Raw genomic sequence first — 14318 nt, 5'->3', positions numbered from 1 at the left:
GTACGCACGCGGTACGGGTACACATGCTACCCGCATTCGCTCCCCTGGCGGGAGCCGCCCGCCGAGGGCCCGGACGATCCAGAAACTCTACGAGCATCGCCGCGCTCGTGCCCCCGCCGTGCTGAGGCGCAACACCGCGGCGCGCGGATATGCTGGAGCGGACCCTCCCGCGCACAAAGAAGGTGGAGCATGACGGAATCCCTGGGACACCCTGTGACCAATCAACCGCTGTCGGAGGTGGACCCGGACGTCGCACGGGCCATCGAGGACGAACTGGGGCGCCAGCGCTCCACGCTCGAGATGATCGCGTCGGAGAACTTCGCGCCGCGCGCCGTGCTTGAGGCGCAGGGCTCAGTGCTCACGAACAAGTACGCGGAGGGCTACCCCGGCCGTCGCTACTACGGCGGTTGCGAGTACGTGGACGTCGTGGAGAACCTCGCTCGCGACCGCGCGTGCGAACTGTTCGGGGCGGATTACGCGAACGTGCAGCCGCACTCGGGCGCCCAGGCGAACACCGCCGTGATGGCCGCGCTCATGCAGCCCGGTGACACCCTCATGGGGCTGTCCCTGGCCCACGGTGGGCACCTGACCCACGGCATGAAGATCAATGTCTCGGGCAAGCTCTACAACATCGCCGCGTACGAGGTGGACCCGGACACCTACCGCATCGACATGGACAAGATGCGCGAGCAGGCACTGCAGGCCCGGCCGAACGTGATCGTGGCCGGCTGGTCCGCCTACTCGCGCCAGCTGGACTTCGAGGCGTTCCGCTCGATCGCGGACGAGGTGGATGCCAAGCTGTGGGTGGACATGGCCCACTTCGCGGGTCTCGTGGCCGCGGGGCTGCACCCCAACCCGGTGCCCCACGCGCACGTGACCACCTCCACGGTGCACAAGACCCTCGCGGGCCCGCGCTCCGGTGTGATCCTCGCGGAAGCGGACCTCAAGAAGAAGGTCGATTCCGCGGTGTTCCCCGGCCAGCAGGGCGGGCCCCTCATGCACGCGATCGCGGCCAAGGCCGTGGCGTTCAAGATCGCCGCCACCGAGGAGTTCCGCGAGCGCCAGCAGCGCACGATCGAGGGCGCGCAGATCCTCTCCGAGCGGTTGAACTCCCCGGATCTCGCGGAGCACGGTGTGTCCGTGCTGACCGGCGGCACGGACGTGCACCTGGTCCTCGTGGACCTGCGCAACTCCGAGCTGGACGGCAAGCAGGCCGAGGACCTGCTGCACCAGGCGGGGATCACGGTCAACCGCAACGCGGTGCCGTGGGACCCCCGCCCGCCCATGACCACGTCCGGGCTGCGTATCGGGACCCCGGCGCTCGCGACCCGCGGTTTCGGCGCGGGCGAGTTCGAGGAGGTCGCGGACGTGATCGCCGAGGCCCTCAAGCCCGGTGCGGACGTCTCCGCCCTGCGCTCGCGCGTGGACGCCCTGACCGAGCAGTTCCCGCTGTACCCCGGCCTCGAGGAGTGGTGAGATGACGGCCCAGGTCCTCGACGGCAAGGCGACCGCGGCCCGGATCAAGGAAGAACTGACCGAGCGCGTGACCGCACTGCGCGAGCGGGACGTGGTGCCCGGTCTCGGAACCGTGATCGTGGGCGACGATCCCGCCTCGCACTCGTACGTGGCGGGCAAGCACCGCGACTGCGAGCAGGTGGGGATCGCCTCGATCCGTAAGGAACTGCCCGCGGACGCGTCCCAGGAGGAGCTCGAGCGCGTCATCGACGAGCTCAACGACGATCCCCGGTGCACGGGGTACATCGTGCAGTTGCCCCTGCCGCCGCACATGGACACCAACGCCGTGCTCGAGCGCATCGATCCCGCGAAGGACGCCGACGGGTTGCACCCCACGAACTTGGGGCGGCTGGTGCTCAACGTCAACGAGCCCATCACGTCCCCGCTGCCGTGCACGCCGCACGGGATCGTGGAGCTGCTCACGCGTCACGGGGTGGACCTCGCGGGGCGCCACGTGCTGGTGATCGGCCGCGGTGTGACCGTGGGTCGGCCCATCGGTTTGTTGCTGACCCGCCGGGAGATCAACGCGACCGTGACCCTGGCCCACACGGGCACCCGCAACCTGCCCGAGCTGCTCGCGCAAGCGGACGTCGTGGTGGCCGCGGCGGGGCGCCCGCACATGATCGGGGCGGACCAGATCAAGCAGGGTGCCGTCCTGCTCGACGTGGGTGTCTCCCGGGTCGAGGACACGGAGACCGGCAAGAAGAAGCTCACGGGGGACATCGACCCGGCCGCCGCCGAGCGCGCCTCGTGGCTGTCGCCCAACCCCGGGGGCGTGGGTCCCATGACCCGGGCCATGTTGCTCGTCAACGTGGTGGAGTCCTGCGAACGGGCCGTCGAGTCGGCCTGATCCCGTAGCCTTCCGGTCACGACGCCGCGCGGCCGTCTCGTTCGTTCGAGCCGGCCGCGCGGCGTCGTCGTCCCCGGGGTCTGTGCGGCACGCGGGCGGCCGTAAAGCCCGGGAGTCCGCGGTCCGAACACGTGCCGGGAACGAGGTGCGCGGGGCTCAGCCCCGGGATGGCTCCTCGGGGGTGTGTCGGCGCATGTCCGCGATCCCGATCCCCATGGCGATCAGCACGATCACAGTGATCACCGCGAAGCTCGCCGTGAACGCGGCATCCCAGTCGGCGCGGGCGAGCACACCGAAGGTCACCGCCGTGATCAGGGCGGTGCCGATCGCGGTGCCCAACCGAACAGCCCGAACGCCTTGGCGCGCTCCCGACCCTGGAAGTACTCCTGGATCATGCCCACCGTCTGGGGGTTGAGCATCCCGGATCCGAGGCCCTGGATCACCCGGCCGATGTTGAGCACCGTGGTGTTGGGCGCGAGACCGCACAACAGCGAGGCCCCTGCGAAGACCGCGATCCCCGCGATGAACAGCTTCCGGCGGCCGAACACGTCCCCCGCGCGGCCGCTGGCCACGAGCAGCACCCCGAACGCGAGCGCGTACCCGGTGAGCACCCACTGGAGTGCCGAGGAACTCGCCTCCAGCTCCTGCTGGATGGAACTCAGGGCCACGTTCACGATCGAGACGCTGATGAGGGACATGAACAGGGGAACGAGCAGGACCCACAGGATGCGGCGTCGTTCGGCGGGGTCCAGTGCGGGGGAGTCGTCCCCGGGGGAGCGCGGAGAGTCCGCGGAAGATGTGCTCACCCTCTCTTGATACCCCCTCGGGGCCCGGTTGTGCCAAGGGGCTCGGGCGACGCCGGCGGGTCGGGTCCCCGGGGACCGGCCCGATTCGGTGCGCCCCGCGCGGTTTGAGACAATGGGTTCATGCAGTCGATCGGATCAGCACACACCCGCGCCACCGACTCCCCGGACGCTCCCCGCACCGGACGCACCGCCCTGTGGGGGACGGTGATCGGGCTGGCCGTCCTGGCCGTGATCTTCGCGGTGGCCCTGATCCAGGCCGCCAACTCCAACTCCCTGCTCGGCTGGATCCTCGCGGGGATTGCCCTGGGCTGGCTCATGCTCGCGGTGTGGGCGCTGAGCATGGTGCGCAAGGCCGCGGCGTACGGCCGTGAGCAGGTGCGCCAGGCGCAGGAGCAGTTCCAGGCCCAGCACGGCCGCGCTCCCGCCGCCTCCGCGTCCGCCGGCGCGGGTCAGTCCCTGCGGGACGAGAAGCTCGCCCACGGCATGCAGGTGATCCTGGTGCAGTCCAAGGTCGTGAAGGAACAGCTCTCCGGCGCCGAGCCCGATCCTGAGCAGATCCAGCGGGCCCTGGAGACCATCGACATGACCGCGGCCAACGGGCTGCGCAGCCTCAAGGACTCCTCGAAGCCCGTGAGCGGTACGGTGGTGGACTGAGAACCACCCCGTAACGAGCGAGGAGACACAGGCACATGGCGGATTCCCAGCAGACGGTGCGCATTGCCACGGTGAACGTGAACGGCATCCGAGCGGCGTACCGGCGCGGGATGGCGGACTGGCTCGCCCCGCGCGGCGTCGACCTGTTGTGCCTGCAGGAGGTGCGCGCGCCGGACAAGATCACGCGCGAGCTGCTCGACGAGGACGTGTGGGACGTGCGGCACACCGAGGCCGCCGCCAAGGGCCGCGCGGGCGTCGCGATCGCTACGCGCCGCGACGCGTTCGACGGCGCCCTGCTTCCCACCGAGTCCCGCGTGGGCATCGGGGACGAGTACTTCGACGACTCCGGGCGCTGGATCGAGAACGACGTCCGCCTGCCGGACGGCACCACACTGACCCTGGTCTCCGCGTACGTCCACTCCGGCGAGGTGGACACACCCCGCCAGGACGACAAGTACCGCTTCCTGGACGCGATGCTCACCCGCATGCCGCAACTGGCCGAGCGCGGCGATCATGCCCTCGTGGTGGGTGACCTCAACGTGGGCCACACCGAGCGGGACATCAAGAACTGGAAGGGCAACGTCAAGAACGCAGGCTTCCTGCCGCAGGAACGGGCGTACTTCGACAAGTTCTTCGGGGACGTGGGCTACGTGGACGTGGCCCGCAGCCTCGCCGGGGACGTCCCTGGGCCCTACACGTGGTGGTCCTACCGCGGCAAGGCGTTCGACACGGACGCCGGGTGGCGCATCGACTACCATATGGCCACCCCCGGGCTCGCCGCGGCCGCCCGGAGTGCCGTCGTGGACCGGGCCGCCGCGTACGACACGCGCTTCTCCGACCACGCTCCGCTCGTGGTGGACTACCGCCTCTCGTGAGGTCCCGTGCGTCGGCGGACGACGACGCCGCTGCCCGCACCGCACCTCCCCGCCTCCCATGACCGAGAACCGAAAGAAGATGTCGACCGTGACCGAACAGAACACCGCCCCGAACCCCACACCCCGCGTGGTGTCGGGCGTGCAGCCCTCCGCGGACTCCCTGCACCTGGGCAACTACGTGGGAGCGCTGCGCAACTGGGTGGACATGCAGGACGACAACGACTGCGTGTTCTTCGTGGCGGACCTGCACTCGATCACCGCGGGCCAGGACCCGGCCACGATGTCCGAGCGCACCCGGGTCACGGCCGCGCAGTACATCGCCGCGGGCATCGACCCCGAGCGCTCCACGCTGCTCATCCAGTCCCAGGTGCCGGAGCACACGCAGTTGTCATGGGTGCTCAACTGCATCACCGGTTACGGGGAGGCCGCGCGGATGACCCAGTTCAAGGACAAGTCCCTCAAGCAGGGGGCGGAGAACACCACGGTGGGGTTGTTCACCTACCCCGTGCTGATGGCCGCGGACATCCTGGTGTACCAGGCGAACCAGGTCCCGGTGGGGGAGGACCAGCGCCAGCACCTCGAGCTGACCCGCAACCTCGCGCAGCGGTTCAACTCCCGGTTCGGTGAGACGTTCGTGGTCCCGGACGCCAAGATTCTCGAGAACTCCGCGAAGGTCTACGACCTCGCGAACCCCACGGCCAAGATGTCCAAGTCCGCGCCGTCGGATGCCGGGCTCATCCGCCTGCTGGATCCCGCGAAATCCAACGCCAAGAAGATCAAGTCCGCCGTGACGGACGACGGCACCGAAGTGCGCTTCGACCGCCAGGCCAAGCCGGGGATCTCCAACCTGCTGACCATCTACTCGTCCCTCACGGGCACCCCGGTGGACACCCTCGTGGCCGAGTACGAGGGCAAGATGTACGGCCACCTCAAGGTGGACCTGGCCGAGGTGGTCACCCAGACCCTGGACCCCATCCAGAAGCGCGCCCAGGAACTGCTCGACGATCCCGCCGAGCTGGACCGGCTGCTGGCCCGGGGCGCGCACAAGGCCCGGGAGATCGCGGCCCGCACGGTCACGGACGTCTACGAGCGGATGGGCTTCCTCCCCGGCGCGTGAGCCGCCGGGCGGGGCCCCGTGCGGCACGCCGTGTGGCGCCAGACGCCGTGGGATAGTCTGGACGGGGCCGACCTGAGGAGGATCGTGTGAGCGAGGGACATCCTTCCCCCACCGTGCGCCCGGGCCGGGTGTACGCGGGTGTGGTCATCCGGCTGCCCGAACCCATGGGCCAGGAGTTGCAGGACTGGCGTTCGTCCTTCGGGGACGCGCAAGCGGGCTCGGTCCCCGCGCACATCACACTCATGATCGCCGAGCGCGGGGAGGACTGGGCGGACCTCGTGTCCCACATCCGGGAGGTTGCCGACCGCTGGCAACCGTTCCACGTGGAGATCCGCGGCACGGGGACGTTCCGACCCGTGACCCCGGTGGTCTACCTGCGCATCGAGGGCGGTCACGACCAATGCGTGCAGTTGCACTGCGATCTGAGCGAGCACCACCTGGAGTCCGCGTCCCCCTTCGACTTCCACCCCCACGTGACGCTGGCCCACGGCACCACGGAGGAGGGGCTGGACCGCGCCCAGCACGTGCTGCGCACGTACCACGCGTCCTTCCTGGTGGACCACATCGACCTCTACGAGGGGGACGAACACGGTGCGTGGCACGTGCGGGACCGCCTCCCCTTCGGCGGGGCCGGCACGGACGACCGTGACGCACACTGACCCGCCCCCGGTGGTCCCCGCCCTCACGGACCGCACTGGACTGCACGCGGAACACCGGCGCCTGCGCGAAGTACGCCGACAGCTCGCCGCCGAGGGGGCACCCCTGGGCAGGCGGGCCGGCGCCCTGGGTGCGTGGTTCTTCGCGCGGTTCATGTCGGTGTTCCCCGTGCGCGTGGTGGCGCACTACATGTTCCACGGCGGGCCGCTCATGTCCGCCGGGCTCGCGTACCAATTGCTCTTCGCGTCCTCGTCCCTGCTGGTGATCTGCTTCGCAGCACTCGCCACGTTCCTGGGAACCGACTCGCCGCTTCAGCAGACGCTCGTGGCGGGTCTGGTGCAGAACATCCCCGGACTCCTGGACGTGGGGGACGGTAACGGGGGAGTCATCCCGCTGAGCCTGCTCGAGAACACGGGGCCCTTCACCGTGGCCTCCACCGTGGCGCTCGCGGTGTTGTTGTTCACCGCGTGGCGCTGGGTGGCCGGTATCCGGCTGGCCACGCGGCGGATGTTCGAACTGCCGCCCGCCCCCGGGGTGCCCGTGGCGGCCGTACCGCGCGATCTCGCGTGGCTCGTGGTGATCGGGATCCTGCTGCTCGCCTCCGCGACCGTGAGCGTCTTCGCGTCCGGCGCCGTGGACGGGGTGCTGGGGTGGCTCGGTCAGCTCGGTCTCACGCGCCTGCAGCCGTGGTTGGACGGCGGGGCCAAGTCCGCGGTCACGCTCGGCGTGGGTCTGCTCGTGGACATCCTGATGAGCCTGGCTCTGGTGAGCGGAGTCGCCCAGCTCAAACTGCATCGCAAGGCCCTGCTGGCCACCATCGTCACGGGTGCCCTGGGCTCGCAGGTGCTGCGCTACGGCGGCAGCGAAATCATCGCCCGCAGCGCGGACAACCCCTATCTGCTCTCGTTCGCGGTGCTCGTGGGTGTACTGCTGTGGTTCAACCTCTACGGGCAGGTTCTGTTGCTCGCGGCCGCCGTGGGCGCGCTCGTGCAGGCGGACATCCGAGGGGCCCGCGCCCAGCCGGAGCGCGAGGACCGGGCCGTCACGGTCGTGGCGGCGACCTCCCTGCCCGATGCCGCTCGGGGCCTCGGACACGCAACTCCCGTCCGCTTCGACAGGCCGGTGGCGGGCAGCAGCCCCGCGGTAGGTAGTGGCCCCGCGGCGTCGTCGTCGGAGAGCTGAAAGCCCGGGAAAGACCGCGGCCCCGGGATCCACGAGGGATCCCGGGGCCGCGGTCGTGCCACGAGGGGTCACAAGGCGGAGGCGAAGACCGCCTTCTTGACCTCGGCGATGGCCTTGGTCACCTGGATGCCGCGGGGGCACGCCTCGGTGCAGTTGAAGGTGGTACGGCAGCGCCACACGCCTTCCTTATCGTTGAGGATCTCCAGGCGCATGTCACCGGCCTGGTCACGCGAGTCGAAGATGAACCGGTGCGCGTTGACGATCGCGGCCGGGCCGAAGTACTGCCCGTCCGTCCAGAACACCGGGCACGAGGACGTGCACGCGGCGCAGAGGATGCACTTGGTGGTGTCGTCGAAGCGCGCGCGGTCCTCCTGGGACTGGAAGCGTTCTCCGGTGGGGGTGTGGTCCTCGTTCACCAGGAACGGCATGATCTCGCGGTAGGACTGGAAGAACGGTTCCATGTCCACGATCAGGTCCTTCTCGCACGGGAGGCCCTTGATGGGCTCCACGAGGATGGGCTTGGACAGGTCCAGGTCCTTGAGAAGGGTCTTGCACGCGAGCCGGTTGCGGCCGTTGATGCGCATGGCGTCCGAGCCGCACACGCCGTGTGCGCACGAGCGGCGGAAGGACAGGGAACCGTCCAGCTCCCACTTGACCTTGTGCAGGGCGTCCAGCACGCGGTCGGTGCCGTACATGGTTAGGTTCCACTCGTCCCAGTGCGCCTCGGAGCTGAACTCGGGATCATAGCGGCGGACCTTGAGCACCACGTCGTACGTGGGGATCGACTCCTCGCCCTTGTCGCCGGGCTTCTGAGCGTCCTGGGTCTGGTTCTCGGTGGCTGCAGTGGACATCAGTACTTACGCTCCATCGGCTCGTAGCGGGTCATGATCACCGGCTTGGTCTCCTGCCGGATTCCCGCGGTGGGGGACGACGGGTCCTCGTACACCATGGAGTGGACCATGAAGTTCTCATCGTCTCGGTTGGGGAAGTCCTCGCGGAAGTGACCACCGCGGGACTCCTCGCGGTGCAGGGCGGCCACGGACATCACCTTGGCCAGCTGCAGCAGGAAACCCAGCTCCACGGCCTCCAGCAGGTCCAGGTTGAACCGCTTGCCCTGGTCCTGGATGGAGATGTGGGAGTAGCGCTCCTCCAGAGCGGCGATGTCGTCCAGGGCCGTCTGGATGGTCTCGGCCGTGCGGAACACCTGCATGTTGGCGTCCATGGTGTCCTGCAGGTCCTTGCGAATGGCCGCGACCTTCTCGTCACCGTGCGGGCTGCGCGCGTTGTTGAGCAGCGCCTCGGTGCGCTCGGTGGCGTTGTCGGGGATCGGCAGGAACTCGGCGTCCCGCGCGTATTCCGCGGCGTAGATTCCGGAGCGCTTGCCGAACACGTTGATGTCGAGCAGCGAGTTGGTGCCCAGACGGTTGGAGCCGTGCACGGACACGCACGCGACCTCACCGGCGGCGTAGAGACCGGGAACCGTGTTCTCGGAGTCCTGGAAGACCTCGCCCTTGATGTCGGTGGGGATGCCACCCATGCAGTAGTGCGCGGTGGGGAACACGGGCACCGGCTCAGTGTAGGGCTCCACACCCAGGTAGGTGCGGGCGAACTCGGTGATGTCCGGGAGCTTGGCGTCGATGTGCGCCGGCTCCAGGTGGGTCAGGTCCAGCAGGACGTAGTCCTTGTTGGGGCCGCAACCGCGGCCCTCACGGACCTCGTTGGCCATGGAACGGGCCACGATGTCACGGGGGGCCAGGTCCTTGATGGTGGGGGCGTAGCGCTCCATGAAACGCTCACCCTCGGAGTTACGCAGGATGCCACCCTCACCACGGGCGGCCTCCGAGACCAGGATGCCCAGGCCCGCCAGGCCCGTGGGGTGGAACTGCACGAACTCCATGTCCTCGAGGGGCAGGCCGTTGCGGAACGCGATCGCCATGCCGTCGCCCGTGAGGGTGTGGGCATTGGACGTGGTCTTGAAGACCTTGCCCGCGCCACCGGAGGCGAAGATCACGGACTTGCACTGGAACACGTGCAGCTCGCCGGTCGCGAGATCGTAGGAGACCACACCGGCGGGGCGGCGGCCCTCCGGGGTGTCCACCATGATCAGGTCCAGGACGTAGTACTCGTTGTAGAACTCCACGTTGTGCTTGATGCACGTCTGGTAGAGGGTCTGCAGGATCATGTGACCGGTACGGTCCGCGGCATAGCACGCGCGGCGGACGGGGTTCTTACCGTGGTCGCGGGTGTGTCCACCGAAGCGACGCTGGTCGATCTTGCCCTCGGGGGTGCGGTTGAAGGGCAGTCCCATGTGCTCCAGGTCCAGCACCGCGTCGATGGCCTCCTTGGCCATGACCTCCGCGGCGTCCTGGTCCACCAGGTAGTCGCCACCCTTGACGGTGTCGAACGTGTGCCACTCCCAGTTGTCCTCCTCGACGTTGGCGAGGGCGGCGCACATGCCGCCCTGGGCCGCACCGGTGTGGGAACGCGTGGGGTAGAGCTTGGTCAGTACGGCAGTGCGGGCGCGCTGGCCGGATTCAATGGCGGCACGCATGCCGGCGCCGCCGGCGCCGACGATTACCACATCGTACTTGTGAACCTGCATACCAGATGTTCTTTCTATGTGGGTGAGTGGGAGAAGTATCGGGTCCCGGCCGCTCGGGCCGCGACGACGCACGACGGCGGAGCCGGGGGCTCCGCCGTGGCCGCGATCACGCTCCGGGGCAGAAGGACGCCAGCAGCGCGGGGTCCGCACCGGCGGGGCACGGCTCGAAGGTGAAGATCACCATGGTGCCCAGCAGGATCACGAAGCCCGAGGCCACGAAGAGCAGCACCTTGAGCCAGAAGCGGGTGGTGTTGCGATCGGCGTAGTCGTCGATGATGGTACGGATACCGTTGGTGCCGTGGAGCATGGCCAGCCACAGCATGACCAGGTCCCAGACCTGCCAGAACGGGTTGGCCCACTTGCCGCCCACGAACCCGAAGTCGATCGCGTGCACGCCGTCCCCCACCATGAGGTTGACGTAGAGGTGACCGAACACGAGCACGAGCAGCACCACGCCCGACATGCGCATGAACAGCCATGCGATCATCTCGAAGCTGCTGCGGGACGAACCGGCGCGGTTGTACTTCACGCCGTCCACCTGAAGGTCCCGGCTGCGGGGGACGCTGATCTTGGTCTTGAGAGGAGTGCTCACGGAATTAACCCCCGAAAACGACTGAGAGGTGACGGATGAGGAACGGGATCATCACGATGACCCAGAGGGCGATGACGCCCCAGAGCAGACCCTTCTGGTTCTTGGTCCCGCCCTTCCAGAAGTCGATCAGGATGATGCGCAGGCCGTTGAAGGCGTGGTAGACGATCGCGGCCACGAGGCCGGCCTCGCCGAGACCCATCACGGGGTTCTTGTAGGTCGCCATCACTGCGTTATAGGCCTCGGGGGATACACGCACGAGAGCGGTGTCGAGGACGTGGACCAGCAAGAAGAAGAAGATGGCCACGCCGGTAATACGGTGGGCGACCCAAGACCACATGCCGTACTGGCCGCGGTAAAGGGTGCCCCTGGTTGAGTTCGCCACGGAATGTCCTCCCTGTGTCGCTCGTCGTCGTGCGCACCGAAGAATGGTCGAAGAAGAAGGCAGCGTTCTCGCGCGAGTGCACGGCGATGGCGGAGCCCTGGCTGGCTCTGTCATGGATGATTCGGTAGTTCTCGTCAAAGATACCAGCCCCCCGCACATTTCCTGACAACGTGTCTGCAAGTGTGCCCCCCGGAATAGCGCGGAATTAGCGCATTGTTCTGTGTCTGAATCGGCTCCGGCCGTGCGCCGTCCGAACGCCCCTCGAGCGGCCGTCAAGCGGCCCCCAAGCGGCCCGTGATACGCGCCCGAGCGGCCCCACGACCTCCGTGCGTAGGGTCCGCCGGCGACGTCTCACGGGGCCTTCGAGGGAACCTCTCGCCCGGGTGCGGGGTCGGGCCCGCGAAGGCTCACGGGAAGTCCCCGTGGGCCGGCCGGCCGCGTCGTGCGTGGGCACACCCGGCCCGTGTGCGGCCCGTACCCCGGGATGTCACGGGTGACGCATCCAGGGCCGCCGGGGGAGGGGGCCGTACACTGACCGTCGTGACTTCGCCATTGCAACGTTTCCATCCGTTCATCCCCGCGGGCGGGGTGGGTTCACGGCTGTGGCCGCTGTCCCGTGCGGATGCCCCCAAGTTCTTGCTGGACCTCACGGGCTCCGGCTCGTCCCTGCTGCGGGCCACCTTCGACCGGCTCGCGGGTCTGTCCGCCGGTCCGGTCATGGTCGTGACCGGGCGCTCCCACGCCGGGGCGGTGCAGGAACAGCTGCCCGAGCTCACGGCGGACGACCTCGTGCTCGAGCCGTCCCCCAAGGACTCCGCGGCGGCGATCGGCCTCGCGTGCACGCTCATCGAGCGCCGCGACCCCACCGCGATCATCGGTTCGTTCGCGGCGGACCACGTGGTGGAGCCCGCCTCGGCGTTCCAGGAGGTCGTCAAGGAAGCGGTGCGGGCGGCGGACACCGGACGCATCGTCACGATCGGGATCACGCCGTCGTCGCCCGCCACGGGCTTCGGCTACATCAAGGCGGGGCAGTCCCTGGGACTCGATCAGGCACCCCACGCACTCGCCGTGGAGCAGTTCGTGGAGAAGCCGGACGAGGAGACCGCGCGCGCTTACGTGGCCAGCGGGAAGTACACGTGGAACGCGGGCATGTTCGTGGCGCCCGTGGGTCTCATGCTCTCCTACCTGCGCCGCAGCGAACCCGAGCTCGCGCGGGGCCTGGACCGAATCGCGGACGCGTGGGAGACCCCCGAGCGGGACGCCGTCGTGGACGAGGTGTGGCCCACCCTGACCAAGACCGCGATCGACTACGCCGTGGCCGAACCCGCCGCCGCGGCCGGGGACGTGGCCATGGTCCCCGGGGACTTCACGTGGGAGGACGTGGGGGACTTCGCGGCGATCAACCGGCTCAACAAGGTGGACCCGCGCACGGACGCGCCAGTGTCCATCCTGGGCCAGAACAACCGTGTGCTCACGGACGAGTCCTCCGGGATCGTCGTGTCCGACACGGGGCGGTTGATCGCGCTGATCGGCGTGGCGGACATCGTGGTCGTGGACACCCCGGATGCCCTGCTGGTCACCACGGCCGAGCACGCGCAACGGGTCAAGAACGCGGTGGACTCCCTCAAGCGCAACGGCGACACGGACGTCCTGTGAGCCCCGCCTCCGCCCGCGCTGAATCACCGCGCGGGGTCCCGGCGGTACTGTGACACACATGTTGGATCTGCCTCTGCCGTCCGCCGACGACATCGGACTGCCCCCGGCCATCGGCCCCCTGCTCTCGCACTACCTCCCGGACCTCGTGCGCTTCCGCCGGGACATCCACAAGCACCCGGAACTGTCCTACGAGGAGTACCGCACCACGGACCGGATCGTGCACGCCCTCGAGGCCGCCGGGTTGCACCCCGTGCGCTTCGAACGCACCGGGTGCTACGTGGACGTGGGTCGCGGGCCCGTGATGGTGGGCCTGCGCGCGGACATCGACGCCCTGCCCATCCTCGAGGACACGGGCCTGGACTACGCGTCCGTCAACGAGGGCGTGATGCATGCGTGCGGTCACGACATCCACACCACGGTCATGCTCGGGGTGGCCCGCGTGCTCGCCGACGTGCACCGTTCGTCCCCGTTCGCGGGCACCGTGCGCGTGGTCTTCCAGCCGGCCGAGGAGAAACTGCCCGGCGGCGCCCTGACCATCATCAAGGAGGACGTGCTGGCCGGCGTGCCGCGGATGTTCGCCCTGCACTGCGAACCCAAGGTGGACGTGGGCCAGGTAGGCACGCGCATCGGGGCGATCACCTCGGCGTCGGACACCATCCGGATCGAGCTGTCCGGACGCGGCGGGCACACGTCCCGCCCGCACCTGACCGAGGACCTGGTCTACGCGATGAGCCAGATCGCGATCAACGTGCCCGCGGTGCTCTCCCGCCGCGTGGACGTGCGCTCCGGGGTGGCCGTGGTGTGGGGTCAGATCCACGCAGGTGTGGCACCCAACGCGATCCCCATGTCCGGTTTCATGTCCGGGACCATGCGCTGCCTGGACGCGGACGCGTGGTCGCGCGCCGGGGACATGCTGGACGAGGTCGTGGAGCAGGTGGCCGCACCGTACGGCGTGAACGTGGACCTCGAGCACATCCGGGGTGTGCCGCCGGTGGTCAACGGCGAGACCGAGACCACCCTGCTGGAGATCGCCGCGCGAGCGGAGCTGGGGGAGGAGAGCATCCTGCTGGTGGAGCAGTCCATGGGCGGGGAGGACTTCGCGTGGTTCCTGCAGCACGTCCCCGGCGCCATGATGCGCCTGGGGACCCGGGCTCCCGGCGGCCGAACCTACGACCTGCACCAGTCCGACTACGCCCCTCAGGAGGAGGCGATCGGCTGCGGCGTGCAGGTCATGGCCTCCACGGCGTTGCGCGCCATCCGCTTGCGCGTGCGCGAGCTCGCGGACGCGACGACGACGCCGGACGCCCCGCAGTCCTGACACGCCCGCGGTGAGCGTACTGCTGGGTACTTCCGGGGCTACACTGAGCTGACCTATGACCCGGCTCACTGCACGGGTCACCGCCCGGGGGCACGGGCCGGTGACCCGTGCA

General features: G+C 68.9%; 15 protein-coding genes. 9 read left to right on the top strand and 6 right to left on the bottom strand.

Going from position 1 to position 14318, the window contains the following annotated elements; translation table 11 throughout:
• Positions 1–189: 189 nt before the first annotated feature.
• Positions 190–1476, top strand: a complete 1287-nt coding sequence (gene glyA / locus IE157_RS09150; protein ID WP_193519784.1) for a serine hydroxymethyltransferase — start codon at positions 190–192, stop codon at positions 1474–1476.
• A gap of 1 nt (position 1477) precedes the next feature.
• Positions 1478–2365, top strand: a complete 888-nt coding sequence (locus IE157_RS09145; protein WP_064847188.1) for a bifunctional methylenetetrahydrofolate dehydrogenase/methenyltetrahydrofolate cyclohydrolase — start codon at positions 1478–1480, stop codon at positions 2363–2365.
• A gap of 156 nt (positions 2366–2521) precedes the next feature.
• Here IE157_RS09145 and IE157_RS12935 read toward each other — a convergent pair whose 3' ends face one another.
• The gene (locus IE157_RS12935) at positions 2522–2704 is read right to left on the bottom strand and encodes a hypothetical protein (RefSeq protein ID WP_064847187.1); all 183 of its coding nucleotides are present in this window, start codon (positions 2702–2704) and stop codon (positions 2522–2524) included.
• Positions 2677–3171 carry an MFS transporter gene (locus tag IE157_RS09140; protein WP_064847186.1) on the bottom strand — a complete coding sequence of 165 codons (495 nt, stop codon included), beginning with the start codon at positions 3169–3171 and terminating at the stop codon, positions 2677–2679. The genes IE157_RS12935 and IE157_RS09140 overlap by 28 nt, the downstream gene beginning before the upstream one ends.
• 120 nt (positions 3172–3291) lie before the next feature.
• Here IE157_RS09140 and IE157_RS09135 point away from each other — a divergent pair, with 120 nt between their 5' ends.
• The 5 genes from IE157_RS09135 (at position 3292) to IE157_RS09115 (ending at position 7656) form a co-directional block, all read left to right on the top strand.
• Positions 3292–3825 (top strand): hypothetical protein, encoded by a 534-nt coding sequence (locus tag IE157_RS09135; protein WP_064847185.1) that lies wholly within the window; start codon positions 3292–3294, stop codon positions 3823–3825.
• Between the two features lie 35 nt (positions 3826–3860).
• Positions 3861–4700 (top strand): exodeoxyribonuclease III, encoded by an 840-nt coding sequence (locus IE157_RS09130; RefSeq protein WP_064847184.1) that lies wholly within the window; start codon positions 3861–3863, stop codon positions 4698–4700.
• Between the two features lie 79 nt (positions 4701–4779).
• Positions 4780–5817, top strand: coding sequence for a tryptophan--tRNA ligase (gene trpS, locus IE157_RS09125; protein WP_231885637.1), 1038 nt, complete (start codon positions 4780–4782; stop codon positions 5815–5817).
• An 86-nt stretch (positions 5818–5903) separates the two neighbouring features.
• Positions 5904–6476 carry a 2'-5' RNA ligase family protein gene (locus tag IE157_RS09120; RefSeq protein WP_064847182.1) on the top strand — a complete coding sequence of 191 codons (573 nt, stop codon included), beginning with the start codon at positions 5904–5906 and terminating at the stop codon, positions 6474–6476.
• Positions 6463–7656, top strand: coding sequence for a YihY/virulence factor BrkB family protein (locus IE157_RS09115; RefSeq protein ID WP_156523455.1), 1194 nt, complete (start codon positions 6463–6465; stop codon positions 7654–7656). Before IE157_RS09120 ends, IE157_RS09115 begins: the two co-directional genes overlap by 14 nt.
• 68 nt (positions 7657–7724) lie before the next feature.
• Here the strand turns inward: IE157_RS09115 and IE157_RS09110 are convergent, their stop codons facing one another.
• The 4 genes from IE157_RS09110 to sdhC all read right to left on the bottom strand — a co-directional run bounded on the left by IE157_RS09110 (position 7725) and on the right by sdhC (position 11232).
• A complete protein-coding gene (locus IE157_RS09110; protein ID WP_064847181.1) occupies positions 7725–8507 on the bottom strand; it encodes a succinate dehydrogenase iron-sulfur subunit in 783 nt (260 codons plus the stop codon).
• The gene (gene sdhA, locus IE157_RS09105) at positions 8507–10258 is read right to left on the bottom strand and encodes a succinate dehydrogenase flavoprotein subunit (RefSeq protein ID WP_064847180.1); all 1752 of its coding nucleotides are present in this window, start codon (positions 10256–10258) and stop codon (positions 8507–8509) included. Before sdhA ends, IE157_RS09110 begins: the two co-directional genes overlap by 1 nt.
• Before the next feature lie 106 nt (positions 10259–10364).
• On the bottom strand, positions 10365–10850 hold the full coding sequence (locus IE157_RS09100; RefSeq protein ID WP_035963740.1) for a succinate dehydrogenase hydrophobic membrane anchor subunit: 486 nt from the start codon (positions 10848–10850) through the stop codon (positions 10365–10367).
• Between the two features lie 4 nt (positions 10851–10854).
• A complete protein-coding gene (sdhC, locus tag IE157_RS09095; protein WP_082943437.1) occupies positions 10855–11232 on the bottom strand; it encodes a succinate dehydrogenase, cytochrome b556 subunit in 378 nt (125 codons plus the stop codon).
• Between the two features lie 540 nt (positions 11233–11772).
• Here sdhC and IE157_RS09090 point away from each other — a divergent pair.
• Together IE157_RS09090 and IE157_RS09085 are read left to right on the top strand one after the other, a co-directional pair.
• Positions 11773–12888: a mannose-1-phosphate guanylyltransferase gene (locus IE157_RS09090; protein ID WP_064847179.1), complete on the top strand. Its 1116-nt coding sequence runs from the start codon at positions 11773–11775 to the stop codon at positions 12886–12888.
• Between the two features lie 58 nt (positions 12889–12946).
• Complete coding sequence (locus tag IE157_RS09085) at positions 12947–14206, top strand: amidohydrolase (RefSeq protein ID WP_052160783.1); 1260 nt, start codon at positions 12947–12949, stop codon at positions 14204–14206.
• Positions 14207–14318: the final 112 nt, after the last annotated feature.

The sequence above is a fragment of the Kocuria marina genome, from assembly GCA_014652975.1.
Classification (GTDB): Bacteria; Actinomycetota; Actinomycetes; order Actinomycetales; family Micrococcaceae; genus Kocuria; species Kocuria marina.
The sequence above is the reverse complement of the archived record's forward strand: the minus strand, read 5'-3'. Positions and strand labels throughout refer to the sequence as shown.

Coding starts and splice junctions, on each gene's coding strand:
- IE157_RS09130 (WP_064847184.1), top strand. CDS start 3,861: ATGGCGGATTCCCAGCAGACGGTGCGCATTGCCACGGTGAACGTGAAC.
- IE157_RS09145 (WP_064847188.1), top strand. CDS start 1,478: ATGACGGCCCAGGTCCTCGACGGCAAGGCGACCGCGGCCCGGATCAAG.
- sdhA (WP_064847180.1), bottom strand. CDS start 10,258: ATGCAGGTTCACAAGTACGATGTGGTAATCGTCGGCGCCGGCGGCGCC.
- IE157_RS09085 (WP_052160783.1), top strand. CDS start 12,947: ATGTTGGATCTGCCTCTGCCGTCCGCCGACGACATCGGACTGCCCCCG.
- IE157_RS09135 (WP_064847185.1), top strand. CDS start 3,292: ATGCAGTCGATCGGATCAGCACACACCCGCGCCACCGACTCCCCGGAC.
- IE157_RS09110 (WP_064847181.1), bottom strand. CDS start 8,507: ATGTCCACTGCAGCCACCGAGAACCAGACCCAGGACGCTCAGAAGCCC.
- glyA (WP_193519784.1), top strand. CDS start 190: ATGACGGAATCCCTGGGACACCCTGTGACCAATCAACCGCTGTCGGAG.
- trpS (WP_231885637.1), top strand. CDS start 4,780: ATGTCGACCGTGACCGAACAGAACACCGCCCCGAACCCCACACCCCGC.